This is a genomic window from Motilimonas thetidivivens (assembly GCF_046452435.1).
Lineage (GTDB): Bacteria > Pseudomonadota > Gammaproteobacteria > Enterobacterales > CBDFNC01 > Motilimonas.
On record NZ_JBKFDK010000007.1, the window covers coordinates 101,734 to 118,232 of the forward strand.

Genomic DNA, 16,499 nt, shown 5'->3' on the forward strand with positions numbered 1-16,499 from the left:
TTAAATCGCAAGATTAGCTGCTTTTCATGCCAGTTTAAAGCCTTGTTGGTGACTAACCGTGCTAGTTAAACTGATTGGGTATATAACCTGAGTTTTGGATAAGCTATATCGTATGAATAATCCGCAAAAACGCGGTGAATATGTCCCTATACGCTCTGCGTTTTCATCCCTGTAAACGAAGTTTTGCTACTTATTTATACGATATTTATTGGCTGGCTCCATTAACCAGAACTGAGGTTATATAAGCTAATGCGCTGGCGCGGTTAAAATATCTAAGGGCTCGATTAGTTGATGGGCATGTAAATCGAAGTAGTTAAACTTTTTATGATTTGGCTCTAAATGAGAAATAATGTTTGCCGCAGAAAATGGGTTAGTCTGACTTGGGGCTAAAGACTCAGTGGCTATGTAGCCAAATTGGTTGTCCATGTTCATCCCTATGCTTAACTAAATAACCCTATATTGTCGGCTCAATGTGACAGCAAGATGACGAGGCTATAAATGCAAGACGAGCAATATGGAGGTTAAGTACGGCTCTATTTGATGCTTGAATTGTAAGTTTTTAGCTTTTGTTTTTGTGAGATATTTGCCATTGTAAATATGGCTTTTATCGTATTTTTACTGATGCTTTACATTTTAAAAATCCTAATACGCTAGTATTACTAGTATTCTAGGCGTGTGTAATCAAGATGTAACAGTCGAACCTTTGCTATCTCTGTTTTGTTATATTTTTTTGATGTCGATTCAAGTGTATAGTTAGGTCGTTATAATGGCTTTTCGCTTTTGGGGTTAATGCGATTAGCTTAACTCGCAAAGTTAAAAAATATCGAAGCTATTAAGCAAATTACCTTAGGGATAAGGGTAAGGGTCAGGGAGTCGCAAGGAGCTAAGTTTCCATGGATGATCACTATGACCGTTAGACAAAGGGCGATGTGACAACATCGCCCTTTTTCTTATGCGTGATTTGGTGCTACGACTCTTTGGGTTTTATTGCTTGATATGAGTTAGCTTGCTTGAGGGATTCTCGATCCGCAGCGCATTTTTTATATATTTGTGAACAGCCCTGTCTTGGTTGCGTGGTACATTAGAGAAGATTCGTGGGGCGTTTATGTGCCTGACGAATCATTTGTAAATGGTTGTCAAGGACGGTTACCAAAGACGTATGAAGTTTACCAATCGATACATCTTCTTTATCTGCTTTTGTATTTCAGCGTCGGCACTTTGCGTGGTGATTGGTGGTGCAGTCAGCTTTCGAGATATTGTTTACAAACACCAGCAAATTCAGATTGGTGCCGTTGTTGAAGTCATTGATAAGCAACTGGGCTCAAGGCAAGGAACGCCGGAATTTGCCGCTTGGTTACCGAATCTGTTACGAGCCCATGGAATTGCCAAAGTTGAGGTTGGCAATGACGAAGGGGTGGTTTACCGCTTTAACAGTGTTCATGATGCCAGCCCGGTCGATCTTATTTATTACAAGTATTATCTGCAGGCTCACCCTCGCTTTTACGTCGCCATCTCGGTACAGCAGCCATTTCGTTTATTGGATTATGGTATTACATCGTATCTTGGCCTTTTCTTGGCGCTATTTATGGTGCTGATTGGCTGCATCATTTCGATTCGTTGGTTAAAGCGTCAATTTGCTGGAGCGGAAAAGTTAGAGCGCCGAGCGAAACTTATCGAGATAGGGGAGGTGAAAAACAATGCCCACCGTGATCTGGATGAATGGCCTAGTAGTGCGGCCAAGGTTATCGACTCTCTTTTGGTGCGCTTAAATGATGCCCAACAAGAGCGAAGCCGGTTTGATACCTATATTCGGGCCAATGCTTTTGTTGACGATAAAACTGGCCTTTCTAACCGTTTAGCGTTTGATAACCGCTTACAATCCGCGGTGCGCGATGACAGTATCTCAACTGGCGCGGTGATGCTCGTTGAGTTGGCGGGCTTAAGTGAAATTAACCATATTATTGGCGCCAGCCAAGGCGATGATGTGTTAATCGAGGTGGCCAATGTGATTAAAAACTTCGGTCAAAAATATACCGGTGCTTTTTATTCACGTTACGCGGGGGCGCAGTTTGCGCTGCTGTTTCCACAGGTCTCCCTAAAAGAAACCCAAGATATCGCTAACCAACTTTGTAAGGTGCTTAACAAGGTACCTTTACCACACGATATTGATGAAGATGACTTTTATTATGTCGGGGTAAGCAGTTATCTGGTTGGCAATAAGTCTTCTGCGGTGATGGATGAAGTCGATAAAGCAGTTCGTGCCGCAAGGTTAGAAGGCAACAGTGGTTGGTATATGTTTGAGCCTTCACAACCTACTCCGGAACTCGCAAAAGGCAGTGTTCGTTGGCGAGCAATCCTAGAAAAAACACTGCAAAACAAAAGTTTGTTATTGTTTTTACAGCCAATATACAGTGCTGTAGATGGCCGTGAAGTGGGCCATGAAGTGATGGCTAGGCTACGTGATGAAAAAGGCCGCATCGTTAACGCAGGCGAGTTTCTACCTATGGCAGAAAAGGTTGGGATGACGTTAGACATCGACCGAGCCATGACAGAAAAAACTTTAGGTTTATTGCGTCAACGAGGTGAATTAAGTTCACCTTTGAGTCTCAATTTGTGCGCCAATACGATTACCGATAAGAGTTTTCGGCAATGGCTGAGGTTTGAGTTGATGCAATTGCCCAAGCAGTTACTGCAAAAATTAGTGGTGGAATTACCCGAAGAAGACATTGCCAAGCATCAAGAGCGCTTGCTGCCAGCACTGCGGGCGCTCAAAGGGATGGGATGTAAACTTGCAGTGGATCACGCGGGACAAAATGTGGTCAACACCCAATACATCAAAGATTGTGATATTGATATTTTGAAGTTACATCCAAGCTTAGTGCGTGAGATTGATAGTCAACAAATGAATCAAGTTGCTATCCGCAGTTTGATGGGGGGGTATTCCGACAGCGAGGTGGAATTGATTGCAGTTGGGGTGGAAAATGCTGCTGAATGGGATTATCTCAAACGAATAGGTGTTAATGCGGGGCAGGGATATTATTTTGCTCCACCAAAGCAAGTGATATAATACTCAGCTCTGCCATTTCGCTAGTTCGACTGATCATGTTGTTTGAAGTGATGTTGGATGATTTGATTGTAATGACCGTCACATTTTTGAGCCATTGAAGTCATAATTTAGTTTTAATCATGGTGCTTTCATCTAGCATATAGATAACCTTTAATTACAGGTAGTTATAATGTTTAGTCAACTTTGGCGGCGTCAATCAAGTCAAGCATTGGGGGTTTATCTACGTCCCGATAGTGTTGCTCTAGCTATTGTTGATAAAACTCAAATAAAACAATTGGCTACCTTGCCGGTTTCGTCTTCAGAACAATGGCTCAAGGCCATACCTGAGCTAGTGGCTAAGTATGGCTGCAAAAAGCGGCCTGCTTTTGTTGTGCTGTCGCAGCATTTTTATCAACAAGTACAAATCGAACGTCCTAACGTGCCCGATGATGAATTATTGGCCAGCTTACCTTTTGCAATTAAAGAGTTAGTCTCAGAGCCTTTGCGCGATTTAGTGTTTGACTATGTTAATGTGCCCTCTGTACCTATGATGGCAGAGCGACTGAATGTTATCTATAGCCCGAAATCCGTTATTCAACGTGTGGTCACCGCCGTGACCGAGGCGGGATTGACGTTGCAACACATCGGTGTTGAAGAGCTTACCTTAGCCAACTTGATGACGGCGAAAGATGAAACCCAAATGCTAATTTACCAACACAGCGCGGATGATGTTTTGATTTCCGTGGTGCGTAATGGCTCATTGTATTTTTCCCGTCACTTGCGAGGGTTTCAATCGCTTTATCAGCAAACCCAAGTCATGGATACCTTTTTATTGGAAGGGCTCGGGTTAGAGTTGCAACGCTCTTTGGATTACGTGGTCGCCCAACTGAAAATTGCAGATGTTAATCAGATTAAATTGGCTTTGCCGAGTGAGAATATCACTGCCATAGCCAGCCAAATTGGTGACAGCTTAGGTCGTCATATCCATGGGGTTTGTCTCAGTGAGCAGCCACAGGATTGTGATGTATTACCCGCTATTGCCGCCTTACCTAAGGTGGCGGAATTGAATCTGTTTGCCAGTCTAAACCCAGAGGCCTCGTCATGAAAACACGCGTTAACCTCTACACTCAAGAATTCATTCCCAAGCGAGTTTGGTTTTCCCTGCGTCAAATGTGTATTGTGTGGGGCGCGGCATTGGTGATGGTATTGGCTGCTAACTTCTGGCTTAGTGGCCAACATAAACTCAGCCAAGCTCAGTTACAGCAAAGTAATCGGGCATTAGCCGAACAACAACAAACCTTGGCTGTGTTGCAGGCGAAATTGCAGCAACGGGTCGCATCGGCCAACCTCGCGCGTCAACTAAATCAGTTACAAGCCGAATTCAGCGTCAAGCAAAAATTGTTGGCCGCAGTCGGGCAAAATGAAACCTTTAAAAATGCGGGCTTTGCTGGCGTATTAACGGATTTGGCAAGGTTGAACGATAAAGATATCCGTTTAACCGACATTCGGGTTGAATCTGGCCAAATTAGCTTGTCTGGAATCACTTACAGCAATCATGCTGTGCCGCGTTGGATCAAAACCTTTAAGACCAGTGAAACCTTAGCCGGTCAAGAATTTGCGGTGCTTAAAGTGGTGCGCAATGAAAAGCAAGAAATGGCGTTTGAACTTGTCGCCGCGGCTAAAAAACAGGAGCAGCCATGAGCATAACAACAAGCTGGCAGCGTCTTGATAGCAAATTAATGGCCTTGTCATTGCGTGAGCGGGCAATGATATTTATTACAGGTTTAGTGCTAGTTTGTTTTCCGGCGTATAGCTATTTACTCGACCCATTATGGCAAAGCAAGCAAGCTGCAGAGCAGCAACATCAACAGAATTTACATCAGCTCAAGCTTGCTCAAGGCGAAGTTGAAATAGCGAATATCTTGTTGGCGCGCGATCCCGACGCCGCAGTGAAGCAGGAAATAGATGTATTGCAGCAAAGTGTTGCTGAGCTTGATAGGCAATTGGCCGCTGGCACGCTAGATCTGATTTCGGCGCAAAAAATGGCGGGTTTATTGGAAACCATGTTAGCCAATAGCCAAGCGTTGACCTTGGTCAGTGTTGAATCTATCGCGCCGGTGCCATTATTACCCGTGGAAGGTGAATTTACTCAAGATATCAATTTGTTCCAGCACGGTTTAAGTTTAACTTTCAGCGGTAGCTATTTTGCGGTGCAGAGTTTTTTGGCTAAGTTAGAACAATTGCCGGACAAGTTTTATTGGCAATCGATGCGCTATCAAGTTAAACAGCATCCCAATGCCACCGTGGAATTGCAACTTTATACCTTAAGTACCAATAAGGACTTTATTCGTGGTTAATGTATTTGTTTGTTTTTTTGCCATCTTAGTGGGGGCGACGGTAAGTGCGCAAACCTTGCATGATCCAACCGCGCCAAAGGAACAAAGCACTAAGCTGGAGTCAAGAAAACAAGTGGTTGTGGCCAAACCTAAGTTACAAAGTATTTTAGTGCAAAACGATCATCGCAGTGCCGTTATCAATAATCAAAATGTGCGCGTTGGCGACCGAGTCGACGGCTATCGTGTCACGCAAATTACGGCTAAATATGTCTTGCTGCAGGGCAAGGGTGGAACCATTAGGCTATCACTATTCAATGCTGACTTTATTAAGTAGCAGCTGAGTATTGGGTCAGGGAAGTAAATAATGAAAAATACCGCTTTATTGTTGTGCGTATTAGTATTAGTAGGGTGTAAAACCACCGAAACCTTAGATGCCAAAGAACAAAAAGAAGCTTTGGCAAATTCGCTTGAAAATAACCAGCGTCAGCCCGTTGCTGCGGTCGCACCTGTGCCCGTTCCCGAAACCGTACTAAATGAATTGTTGCCTGAGTCTGATTTTGCCAGCAATCAGCAGCGTGTTTATGAAAAGCGCTTTCAGGTGTCGGCTAACAATGTCGAAGCAACGCAGTTTTTCGGCTCTCTAGTGCAAGGCACGCCATTTAGCATGGCTATTCATCCCGGCGTAGAAGGCTATATCAGTTTAGATCTCAAAGACGTCACCTTAGATGAAGTGCTTGCCGTGACTAAAGATATGTATGGCTATGATGTGCAGCGCAAGGGACGGATTTACCATGTCTATCCTTCAGGATTGCGGGTTGAAACCTTTACCATGAACTATTTGTTGATGGACCGCGATGGTGCGACGAGAACGACGGTCGCCACCGGCCATCTAGCCGATCAAAATAATAATTCCAATAACTTTAGCTCTGACAACGGCAGCAATAACAGCAGTAATAACAATGGTAGTGAAATCGGCTCATCAAGCTCAGATGGCAATACTAATGGTACGCGCATTATCACGCGCACTAATACGACTTATTGGCAATCATTGGAAAAAGCCTTAATTGGATTGATAGGCACAGGGGACGGGCGCGCCGTGGTGACCAACCCCATGGCTGGCCTAGTGACAGTAAAAGCCTATCCCGATGAGCTGAAAATGGTGGCTGACTTTATTAAGCAAGCGGAGTCGCGTTTACACCGTCAGGTTATTTTAGAAACCCAAATCATTGAGGTGGTGCTTGATGACAACTATCAGCAAGGGATTTCGTGGGAAAATGCTGGCGGTACAGCGCAAACCACCGATATCTTGTATGACAGCGCCTCGAAAATTGCAGAGAACGTGATCCGCAATACCATAGGTGGAGGCGGGGCGCTTACCATCAGCAATGGTGACTTTAAAGCCGTGGTGTCACTGCTCGAAACCCAAGGTGATGTAAATGTTTTGTCGAAACCAAGGATCACCGCCACCAATAACCAAAAAGCCGTGATTAAAGTTGGTAATGATGAGTACTTTGTCACCGATGTCTCAACCACAACGGTAACGGGCAATGCCACCACATCGACCCCGAATGTTGAGCTAACGCCTTTCTTCTCGGGGATTTCGTTAGATGTAACGCCGCAGATTGACGAGCAAGGCGGTGTGCTATTGCACGTCCACCCTTCCATTATCACCATTGAAGAGCAGCAGAAAAAAATCAGCTTTCGTTCATCTGGCTCAACAGATGCCTCCATTGGCTCAGAGGATGGCTTAGTGATCCCTGTTGCTAAAAGTGAAGTTCGTGAATCCGATACCATAGTGAAAGCACAATCTAACGATGTGATTGTCATTGGTGGGTTAATGAAAACCTTGACCAAAGACTTGGTTTCAAAAACGCCGCTGTTGGGCGATATACCTTGGCTGGGTGAGCTGTTTACCAATCGCTCTAAAGAATCATTTAAAACCGAATTGGTGATCTTGCTAAAACCGACCGTTGTGATCGACGGCACTTGGGAGCAAGAATTAGAGCGCTCTTCAACCTTGTTAGAGAAGTGGTATCCAGCGCAATAATATGTATTTAGAGCATTTTGGTATGGCATCTTTGCCTTTTACCTTAACCCCAGACACGGACTATTTTTATGAGCTAACACCTCATGCCGAAGCTCTTGAGGTGTTAATGGCGGCACTCAATAGCGGCGAGTGTCTGATTAAGGTGGTTGGGGAAGTAGGCACCGGAAAAACCCTATTGTGCCGTAGGGTGATGAAGCAACTCGATAACCGTTATGTTCGTTTATTTTTGCCTAATCCTTATGTGAGCGCCCATGAAATACGTCAAGCCATTGCTTCTCGATTGAAAATCGATTTGCGCCAGCATGACAATCCGGCCAATCTGACTTCAGCCATCGAGCGCCGTTTGGCCTTACTGCATCAAAATGGCAAAAAATTGGTGCTGTTTATTGATGAGGCTCAGGCGCTGCCGGATGAGACCCTAGAAGCGATTCGTTTGTTTACCAATATTGAAACCGAGCAACACAAGCTGATCCAAGTGGTGTTATTTGGCCAGCCTGAGTTGGATTTACGCCTCAAGCAAGGCAAGTTTCGTCAATTCCAACAGCGCGTGGTGTTTAGTTACAAGCTCAGAGCGCTGAGCCTAGCGGAGGCTAAATTATATATTCAGCATCGTTTGAAGATTTCGGGTTACCAAGGCGAGCCATTGTTTGATGCCCGTACGGCCAAGTTAATTTGGCGTGCCAGCCGGGGGATCCCTCGGCTACTGAATATTCTATGCCATAAAGCCTTGATTGTTACTTATGGCCAAGGCGGGTTTAAAGTTGCAGACAGTGCGGTAAAAGATGCGATTGCCGACACCGAAAATGTTTCCGGTTTACCTCGCGTACCTACTTGGATATTAGTCTTGATCCCTTTGGTGATATTTGAGTGTTATATCATCGTATCTTGGCTGCGAGGTGAGCCATGAGCGTGATAAATCAGATGAATCGCGATCTAAAGCGACGCGATGCAGCCACGGATAAGCAACTCGCGCCGGTGTTGACTAATCTGCCTTGGTGGCATTCGTCCGCCTTGTATAAAAGCATTGCTGTTTTGGTGGTGGTGGGCTTGACCTTAGTGAGTGGATATTTACTTTGGTTTGCTAAACCATTGGCTCCGACAGCTGTGGTGCAGGCGCCAACAAGTACGGCATTAGAACAGCAGCCGGAGGTGACTTCTGTTGAGCAAGCCGAGCTATCGCCAAAAGCGATATCGAAAGCTAAGCCGATACCAACCCAAGATAACTTAGCGGTTGAATTACCTCAGGTTAGTGAAGCTCAAACATCGGAGCAAGCCTTAGAAGCGCAATCCCAAGCCATGCTAGCGGCAGTGACGCTAAGCAGTGACAGCCGGATTAAAGTACTTGATGCAAAAGTCGTGTTTATTTCCGACAGTAACGAGCCCGTGACAGCGGTTAGTTTAGAACAAGTTGCAGAGTCGCCTAAACAGCAAGATGAAGCGCTTATCGCCGCGCTAGCATCAGTTGAGCCAACAACTGAACCAACAGTTAAGCCAACAGCTGAGTCAAAAGCAACCGTTGCATCATCTGAGTCATCTGAGCCATCAACGGCGCTAACGCAAGCCCCTAAAGTCGCTCTAGCTGAATCTAAGACGCAGGCTTCAGCCGAGCTTTCACCCGAGCTTTCACCCGAGCTTTCATCAGAGCAAGAGCCGGGCTTAACTGAGACTAAGCAAGTTTCTGAGCCTGAGCCTATCGCTATTGTTGCTGTAAATAAGGTCAAGCCAACCGAGCAATCAAGCGTGAATAGTGCTGAAAGTGCCAGCCCCGCGCAGCAGGAAAGTGTTCAAGTTAAGGTAAAACCGACCCCATCAGGGCCAAGTAGTTTAACCATTAAGCCTTCTGAGTTGAGTGACCCCGAGCTGATTGCCTTATACCAAAAGCAAGCTCGTGCAGCTAAGTCTAAAGGGGATTTAGCCAGTGCCCAAAGTCGTTTACAAAAGGCATTAGCGATAGATCCTCGTCATATTGAGGTGCGCAAAGAATTAGCGGCGCTGCATTACGGGCGCGGTGAATATTCACAGGCCATGGCGGTGCTCGATCAAGGCGTAAGCTTAGTGCCGAGTAATGCGGACTTTCGCTTAATGCAAGCGCGCATTTATCTTGCGGGGAAACAGCAGTCACAAGCGCTACAAGTGTTAGATGCGATATCCCCCAATGTCAGCAGTAATCAAGATTTTTATGCAACCAAGGCCGCACTAGCGCAGCAATTAAATCAAGATGAAAAAGCCTTAGCTGCCTATCTTGCCCTTGCCCGTACGCAGCCCAAGCAAGGTAAATGGTGGTTAGGTTTGGCCATCAGTCAAGAGAAACTAGGCCAAACAGAGCAAGCACTGCGCAGCTATCAACAAGCGGAACTCGTGGGAGGCTTGTCGTTAGCCTCGATGGATTATGTCAAAGGCCGTATCGCTGGGTTGCAATAACCGCAAAACTGCTGATACAGGAGTGGTAATTTTATGGCTCAACCCAAATTAAAAAAACGCTTAGGGGATTTGCTGGTTGAAGACGGCATCATCACCGAAGATCAGCTAATGCAAGCCTTGGCCGAGCAACGGAAAAATGGCCGTAAACTAGGGGCAACCTTACAAAGCTTGGGCTTTATCAGCGAAGATGACATGCTGGGCTTCTTGTCTCGCCAACTGGGCATTCCCTTGGTTGATATCAACCAACTGCGCATTAATGAACAGGTGGTGGCGAAATTACCTGAGGTACATGCCCGTCGATTACGTGCCCTGGTGGTGCATGATGATGGCCAAAGCGTCACCGTGGCCATGTCTGATCCTGCCGATTTACGCGCCTTAGATACCATCACCGGGCTATTGTCGGATCGCACCGTCAAGCTGGCGGTGGCCCGTGAATCTCAGCTTATTGAATCGTTTGATCGCCTTTATCGTCGCACCAAAGAAATCGCATCCTTTGCCGAGCAACTACAAGAAGAACACGGCGAAACAGCCGAGCTAGATCTTGGTTTGTCTGGGCTGGAGGCGGAAGGCTCTGAAGCCACCGTGGTCAAATTACTGCAATCCTTATTTGAAGATGCGGTGCAAGTCGGCGCGTCGGACGTTCATATCGAGCCGGAAGAAAAATTACTGCGAATTCGCCAGCGGGTTGATGGTGTGCTGCAAGAAAACGTACTCAACGAAGTGAGTATTGTCGGTGCGTTAGTATTGCGCTTAAAGCTGATGGCGGGCATGGATATTTCGGAAAAACGCTTGCCCCAAGATGGCCGCTTTAATATGTCTATTCGTGGCCATAGCATAGATGTGCGGGTGTCGACCATGCCGGTGCAATACGGTGAATCCGTGGTAATGCGTTTATTAGATCAAAGTGCGGGTATTTTATCCCTTGAAGAAACGGGGATGCCGGCCGAGTTATTGCCACGATTTCGCCGTCAGCTACAGCGCCCTCACGGTATGATTTTGGTGACAGGCCCAACCGGTAGCGGTAAAACCACGAGTTTGTATGGCGCCTTGACCGAGTTAAATGCACCGGGCAAAAAAATCATTACGGTAGAGGATCCGGTCGAATATCGCTTACCCCGGATCAACCAAGTTCAGGTTAATCCTAAGATTGGCTTGGATTTTTCTAACGTACTACGCACCACTTTACGACAAGACCCCGACATCTTATTGGTGGGGGAGATGCGTGACCACGAAACCGTGGAAATAGGCTTACGAGGCGCCTTAACCGGTCACTTGGTGTTGTCTACCTTGCACACCAATGATGCCATTACCAGTGCGCTACGTTTGATTGATATGGGGGCGCCGGGGTACTTGGTGGCCAGCTCATTGCGGGCCATCGTGGCTCAGCGTTTGATCCGAAAATTGTGCTTTAACTGTAAGCAGCCTCATCAGGTTGAGCCAAGAGAGCGCGTCTGGCTGGAAAACCTTTCCCAAACATCATTAACCGATACCCAGTTCTATCAGGGCTCGGGCTGTCAAAACTGTAACTTTACCGGTTACAAAGGCCGAATCGGTGTGTTTGAGATGCTTGAATTAGATGAGCCTATGATGGAAGCGCTGCGCCGTGACGATCCCGAAGGCTTTGCCCAAGCGGCGAAACAAAGCAAACATTATCGCCCGCTAGCTTTTTCGGCGCTTGATTATGCAATGCAAGGTATTACCTCACTGGACGAAGTGCTGCGTTTAGTCGAGCAGGTGGATCTTTGGCAAGGTGAATCCTAATGGCAAGGTTTGAATACAAAGGCCGTGATGCCCAAGGCAATGCGGTGCAAGGTCGCCTTGATGCGGCCGATGAGTCGGCGGCGGCCGATACCTTATTGCGCCGCGGCGTGATGCCTATCAATATTACCCCAGCCAAAGCCGAATCGGATTTTGATTTAAGCCTATGGCTTGAGCGCTCTATTCCCCTTGATCAAATGGTGATCTTCACTCGGCAAATGTATTCACTCACCAAGGCGGGGATCCCGATTATTCGTGCCATTAATGGCTTAGCGGATTCGACTCATAGCAAGTTATTGCAACGAACCTTACAAGATATTTCTGAGCAAATGCGCAATGGTCGGCCCATGTCGGTGGCCATGCAGGCGCATCCTAAGGTGTTCAACTCGTTGTTTCTGTCTATTGTTAATGTTGGTGAAAATACCGGCCAACTCGATAAGGCTTTTTTACAGCTTTCCGAGTATATGGAGCTAGAGCAAGAAACCCAAAAGCGGGTAAAAGCCGCGATGCGCTACCCCAGTTTTGTATTGATGGCACTGGCCGCCGCCATGGTGATCTTAAATATTTTTGTGATCCCAACCTTTGCCGGCATGTTTGGTAAATTTGGCGTTGATTTGCCTTGGTCAACCAAGGTCTTAATGGGAACATCGGCTTTTTTCGTCAATTATTGGCCGCACATGCTGGTTGCCTTGGTCGCATGCTATTTTGCCATTAAAGCTTGGTACAAAACCCCCTCGGGGCGGTTAACTTGGGATCGTTACAAATTACGCCTGCCAATTATCGGTGACATTATCAACCGCACCTTGTTGGCAAGGTATGCCCGCAGTTTTTCTATGATGCTTACCGCTGGCGTGCCCTTAAACTCGGCATTAAGCTTTGTTGCTAAGGCAACCGATAATGCTTATATGGAGCAGCAGGTATTGGGCATGCGTGCGGGTATTGAACGCGGTGAAAGTTTGTTGCGCACATCCAATGCCAGCGGCTTGTTTACGCCATTAGTGCTGCAAATGATAGCAGTAGGTGAAGAAACCGGTCAGGTAGATGAATTGTTGCAAGAGGCGGCGGAATTTTATGAGCGCGAAGTCGACTATGATTTAAAAAGTCTAACCGCCAAAATTGAACCAATTCTAATCGCGATTGTGGCGGGTATGGTGTTGGTATTAGCCCTAGGTATCTTTACGCCTATGTGGGATATGATGCGCGCATTTAAAGGCGGTTAATGAAAGATAAAGAAGTGTTAGCTCAAACCTTACGTGGCTTTGGTTTAAAACAAATCGCGCTGATCATTGTGGTTTGTTTACTTGGTTACTTTGTTTATCTTTATCAGAATCAACAAGGCGTGATCAGCGACACCAGTTTGGCTTTAAGTGCTAATCAATTTGCTCAGTCCAGTGGTGAAATCCACTTATTGTGGTTGCGCCAAGGTAAGCCCAAACAACTGATGTGGCGCAATAAAACCGTCATGCTAAACCCCTATGGTTGGCCAGAATCGGTTACAGCTAACAAAAATGGGCTAAATTGTGCATTATTATGGCAAGGTCTGCTCGATGCGGATATGCTGTTAAATAATCAACAGGTTAGGGTGAAGGTGCTGGGTGATAATTTAGGTCACGATAGCGGCTGCCTGTATTACCTTGCCCAGCAAAGTGGTTTTGAATACTGGAGCAAAACGGGACAAATAAGTTTAGTTCAGGTGGATAAAACACTATAGAAATTAAACTTTACTGATATAATACACTGCTGTATTTAAGTTTGGTTGTAACTTGAGGTGCTAATGAGGCGACATTCAGGTTTTTCTCTTATCGAGTTGGTGATAGTGGTTGTCGTGCTGGGTATTCTAGCTGTGACGGCGCTGCCACGATTTTTAGATGTGACCGAAGAGGCTAAAAATGCCAGCGTGGAAGGGGTCGCAGGCGGCTTTGCCACCGGTGTTTCTTTAACGCGAGCTCAGTGGGAAGCCATAGGTAGGCCCAAAGAAGCGGCCAAAAATGTGGTTATTTATGATGGCACCAAGTTATATTTGACCACCCCGACCCAAGCGGAAATAAACGCGGGTAGCGTGTCGCCGGGATATCCCATGACCAACATCAATGAGGATGTTACTCCTGGCTCTTTAACGCCGGCTAAATGTGAGTCGGTGTGGAATTCCATCTTACAAAATCCACCGCGGATCACTAGTAACTTTAGCGATGTCACGGGGCAAGGCGATTTTTACAAATTCTATGTCACTACCACCAATAGTGGTACAGATACCAGCTGTCTGTTCTATTTAGTCAACAGCTTAGATAAGGGCTCGGATGGCCTTTATTTGAATCCCGGCTCGGATACCGGAAACTTTAAAAACTTTACCTATAAACCGGCAACGGGGCAGGTAGCAGCTAATATTAATTAATAAAATCAGTCAGATATAAGGGGCTTTTATGAACAAAAACGTAGCAAAACAGTCGGGTTTTACGCTGATTGAATTGGTTATCGTGATTATTGTGTTGGGTATTCTAGCGGCTACCGCAGCACCTAAGTTTATTGATTTGCAGTCGGATGCGCGCGTTTCTTCATTGCAAGGAGTGAAAGCTGCATTGGAAGGTGCGTCTACATTAACCTACAGTAAGGCGGCGATAGCCGGTAAAGAAAAAGAGGCTTCAGGTCAGTCTGTTGATATCAATGGTGATACTGTTGAGCTTGTTTATGGTTACCCAAAAGCGACTGCTACAGATATAGCGAAAGTTGTTGAGTTAAGCACTGGCGATTGGACCATCTCAGGCTCAGCTCCAACTTTAATATATGCCAGCGGTGGTGTTGATACTTGTAATGCTTCTTACTCTGAAGCCACCAGTACCGCTAGACCTACCATCGTGGTTAATGAAACTGGTTGTTAATTAGCCATGTTATGGCCAGATCACGCAGAGCAAATTTAACGACTCAATGCACCGGCTTTACCTTGGTAGAGCTGGTCATCGTGATCATTATCATTGGTGTACTGGCCGCTTTTGTTTTGCCTAAGCTACTGTCCTCCGGTGGCTATCAAGATTATACGGTGCGCGATCAGCTCGCGACACGATTACGCCTTACCCAACTGAAAAATATGAATGCCGACCCCAATGATGTTAGCGTCAATGCGTGTTATTGGACCGTAGTGCAAGTCAGCGCGAGTGAAGCTTGCTTTTATTCCATCGAATCGGCTCGAGTTAGCGGTAATTGCGCGCCCCCTACCAGTGTGTCTTGTGATCCTAATGCGCCCGAGCATGGCAGTGATGTCTATGACTTGGTGGCATTTTCACCTAAGGTGGCCATCAGCCCTGCGACCTTTTTATTTGATTACAATGGCATCGAGCAAGTGGCTTGCGGCGGCAGTTTTCCTTGTGATATCAGCATCAATTCAGGCAACAACTTAACCCTGCGCATTGAAGCCGAGGGCTATATTCATGCGCCTTAACACCGCGAGCCAGAACAAGCACTCACTTGGCTTTACCTTGGTGGAGCTGGTAGTGGGTATCGTGGTGATGGCGGTGGCGTTTACCATTATCACCACCATGCTAGTGACCCAATCTCGTGACAGCATTGATCCCTTACAGCAAATGCGCGCCGCCGAACTCGGCCAAAGCCTGCTTAATGAAATTGTGGCGCGCAGCTATGATCAACACTCAGATCATAATGGCGGCGTTTATCGTTGCGGCGAAATTTGGTGGCAAGGCGAGCCTAATCAATCAGGCAGTAGCTGGTTTGAACAAGCCAGCCAAACTTGGCAATTATGGGATGCTAACCCCAGTGCCGTGATGGTCAATTGCTCTAGCGTGCTAGGGCCGGAAGCTGGTGAAGTGCGTGGCGGCGGACAAAATACCTTTAACGATGTTGATGACTACATGACACCAAGGGGCGCACCTTGGGTCGATGCCGTGAGTTTTGGAGACACCTTAGGTTTGCCCCTTGAGTCGGTCTATCAAAATTTTAAATTAAAGATAGATGTGGTGCTCGATAACAGCTTAGGTGGCGTTGATACCGCCAAGCGCATCGATTTATTCATACAAACCCCAAGTGGTAATGAACTTGCCTTTAGTGCCTATCGGGGAAACTACTAATGCGCAATTTTGTCATTCCTAAGCAAGGTGGTTTTACCTTAGTTGAGCTGGTGATAGTTATTATTATGCTGGCTATTTTGGGGATAGGCGTTAGTAATTACATCGGTTTTGGCACCCTGCTTTATCGTGATGTAGCGGCGCGCGAAAAGATCCTTAATAGCGCTCGTTTTGCCATGGAGCGGCTGAATCGAGAAGTGCGCGCCTCGTTACCTAACAGCCAGCAAATTAGCAATAACGGCAACTGTTTGCGTTTTGTTCCTGTGGTGGCCAGCAGCCAATACTTAGCGCTCGCAGTAGCCCCCGCTGCGCCCAGTAACAGGGTGGAGGTTTTTGCATTTGAAAACTACAGTTATGATGCCCGCCATCGCCTAGCCGTTTATGCCCTAAACAGTGATGATATTTATGCGGTGAGCTCAACGACCCTAAAAGCCTTTGCGGATTATAGTAAGAGTGGTGAACTGGGTGAATTCAGTTTTGCTAGCCCAGTGCGCTGGCCTTTAGCTTCGCCTTCGCAGCGTCTGTATGTGGTTGAGCGTCCGGTTCGCTATTGTGTTCTGAGTAATGGCGACCTGCAGCGAGAAGTATTGACATGGGCATCGGAGTCACCGCCCGAGCAAGTCATCGCCAGTAGTTTAATGGCGCAAAATATTCAGTTATTACCCGTTACAGCGCCCAATTATCAACCGCCTTTTGCGGTTAGCGAAGCAACCTTAAGCCGCAATGGGGTGGTGAAATTATTCCTTAATTTTAGCGCTGACGATGGCGCTGAGTCCTTGGTGTTTCATCATGCCATTCATATTCAAAATGTGCCGTAA

17 protein-coding genes are annotated in these 16,499 nt (G+C 46.4%); 16 read left to right on the forward strand and 1 reads right to left on the reverse strand.

The genetic code is table 11. From position 1 onward, the window contains the following. Nucleotides 1-246 precede the first annotated feature (246 nt). Nucleotides 247-426: a hypothetical protein gene (locus ACK8OT_RS07480; RefSeq protein WP_410195875.1), complete on the reverse strand. Its 180-nt coding sequence runs from the start codon at nucleotides 424-426 to the stop codon at nucleotides 247-249. 733 nt (nucleotides 427-1,159) lie between these two features. Here ACK8OT_RS07480 and ACK8OT_RS07485 point away from each other — a divergent pair. From ACK8OT_RS07485 to ACK8OT_RS07560, 16 genes are all read left to right on the forward strand, one after another. Continuing rightward, complete coding sequence (locus ACK8OT_RS07485) at nucleotides 1,160-3,067, forward strand: EAL domain-containing protein (protein WP_410195876.1); 1,908 nt, start codon at nucleotides 1,160-1,162, stop codon at nucleotides 3,065-3,067. Nucleotides 3,068-3,236: 169 nt separating this feature from the next. Beyond that, nucleotides 3,237-4,151 (forward strand): hypothetical protein, encoded by a 915-nt coding sequence (locus tag ACK8OT_RS07490; protein ID WP_410195877.1) that lies wholly within the window; start codon nucleotides 3,237-3,239, stop codon nucleotides 4,149-4,151. Next, nucleotides 4,148-4,747, forward strand: coding sequence for a PilN domain-containing protein (locus tag ACK8OT_RS07495; protein WP_410195878.1), 600 nt, complete (start codon nucleotides 4,148-4,150; stop codon nucleotides 4,745-4,747). The genes ACK8OT_RS07490 and ACK8OT_RS07495 overlap by 4 nt, the downstream gene beginning before the upstream one ends. Continuing rightward, a complete protein-coding gene (locus ACK8OT_RS07500) occupies nucleotides 4,744-5,403 on the forward strand; it encodes a hypothetical protein (protein ID WP_410195879.1) in 660 nt (219 codons plus the stop codon). Before ACK8OT_RS07495 ends, ACK8OT_RS07500 begins: the two co-directional genes overlap by 4 nt. Continuing rightward, a complete protein-coding gene (locus ACK8OT_RS07505) occupies nucleotides 5,396-5,716 on the forward strand; it encodes a hypothetical protein (protein WP_410195880.1) in 321 nt (106 codons plus the stop codon). The genes ACK8OT_RS07500 and ACK8OT_RS07505 overlap by 8 nt, the downstream gene beginning before the upstream one ends. A gap of 30 nt (nucleotides 5,717-5,746) precedes the next feature. Then, nucleotides 5,747-7,429, forward strand: coding sequence for a pilus (MSHA type) biogenesis protein MshL (gene mshL, locus ACK8OT_RS07510; RefSeq protein ID WP_410195881.1), 1,683 nt, complete (start codon nucleotides 5,747-5,749; stop codon nucleotides 7,427-7,429). Between the two features lie 22 nt (nucleotides 7,430-7,451). Beyond that, nucleotides 7,452-8,336 carry an ExeA family protein gene (locus ACK8OT_RS07515; protein WP_410195882.1) on the forward strand — a complete coding sequence of 295 codons (885 nt, stop codon included), beginning with the start codon at nucleotides 7,452-7,454 and terminating at the stop codon, nucleotides 8,334-8,336. Further along, entirely contained in the window at nucleotides 8,333-9,850 is a 1,518-nt protein-coding gene (locus tag ACK8OT_RS07520) for a tetratricopeptide repeat protein (protein WP_410195883.1), read from the forward strand. The genes ACK8OT_RS07515 and ACK8OT_RS07520 overlap by 4 nt, the downstream gene beginning before the upstream one ends. A gap of 33 nt (nucleotides 9,851-9,883) precedes the next feature. Continuing rightward, a complete protein-coding gene (locus ACK8OT_RS07525) occupies nucleotides 9,884-11,611 on the forward strand; it encodes a GspE/PulE family protein (protein WP_410195884.1) in 1,728 nt (575 codons plus the stop codon). Further along, nucleotides 11,611-12,828: a type II secretion system F family protein gene (locus ACK8OT_RS07530; RefSeq protein ID WP_410195885.1), complete on the forward strand. Its 1,218-nt coding sequence runs from the start codon at nucleotides 11,611-11,613 to the stop codon at nucleotides 12,826-12,828. The genes ACK8OT_RS07525 and ACK8OT_RS07530 overlap by 1 nt, the downstream gene beginning before the upstream one ends. Beyond that, nucleotides 12,828-13,319 (forward strand): hypothetical protein, encoded by a 492-nt coding sequence (locus ACK8OT_RS07535; protein ID WP_410195886.1) that lies wholly within the window; start codon nucleotides 12,828-12,830, stop codon nucleotides 13,317-13,319. Before ACK8OT_RS07530 ends, ACK8OT_RS07535 begins: the two co-directional genes overlap by 1 nt. A 63-nt stretch (nucleotides 13,320-13,382) precedes the next feature. Further along, nucleotides 13,383-14,000, forward strand: coding sequence for a prepilin-type N-terminal cleavage/methylation domain-containing protein (locus ACK8OT_RS07540; RefSeq protein WP_410195887.1), 618 nt, complete (start codon nucleotides 13,383-13,385; stop codon nucleotides 13,998-14,000). 28 nt (nucleotides 14,001-14,028) lie between these two features. Continuing rightward, entirely contained in the window at nucleotides 14,029-14,484 is a 456-nt protein-coding gene (locus ACK8OT_RS07545; protein WP_410195888.1) for a prepilin-type N-terminal cleavage/methylation domain-containing protein, read from the forward strand. Nucleotides 14,485-14,495: 11 nt separating this feature from the next. Next, nucleotides 14,496-15,041, forward strand: a complete 546-nt coding sequence (locus ACK8OT_RS07550) for a prepilin-type N-terminal cleavage/methylation domain-containing protein (RefSeq protein ID WP_410195889.1) — start codon at nucleotides 14,496-14,498, stop codon at nucleotides 15,039-15,041. After that, nucleotides 15,031-15,684, forward strand: a complete 654-nt coding sequence (locus tag ACK8OT_RS07555; protein ID WP_410195890.1) for a type IV pilus modification PilV family protein — start codon at nucleotides 15,031-15,033, stop codon at nucleotides 15,682-15,684. The genes ACK8OT_RS07550 and ACK8OT_RS07555 overlap by 11 nt, the downstream gene beginning before the upstream one ends. Beyond that, the gene (locus ACK8OT_RS07560; RefSeq protein ID WP_410195891.1) at nucleotides 15,684-16,499 is read left to right on the forward strand and encodes a PilW family protein; all 816 of its coding nucleotides are present in this window, start codon (nucleotides 15,684-15,686) and stop codon (nucleotides 16,497-16,499) included. Before ACK8OT_RS07555 ends, ACK8OT_RS07560 begins: the two co-directional genes overlap by 1 nt.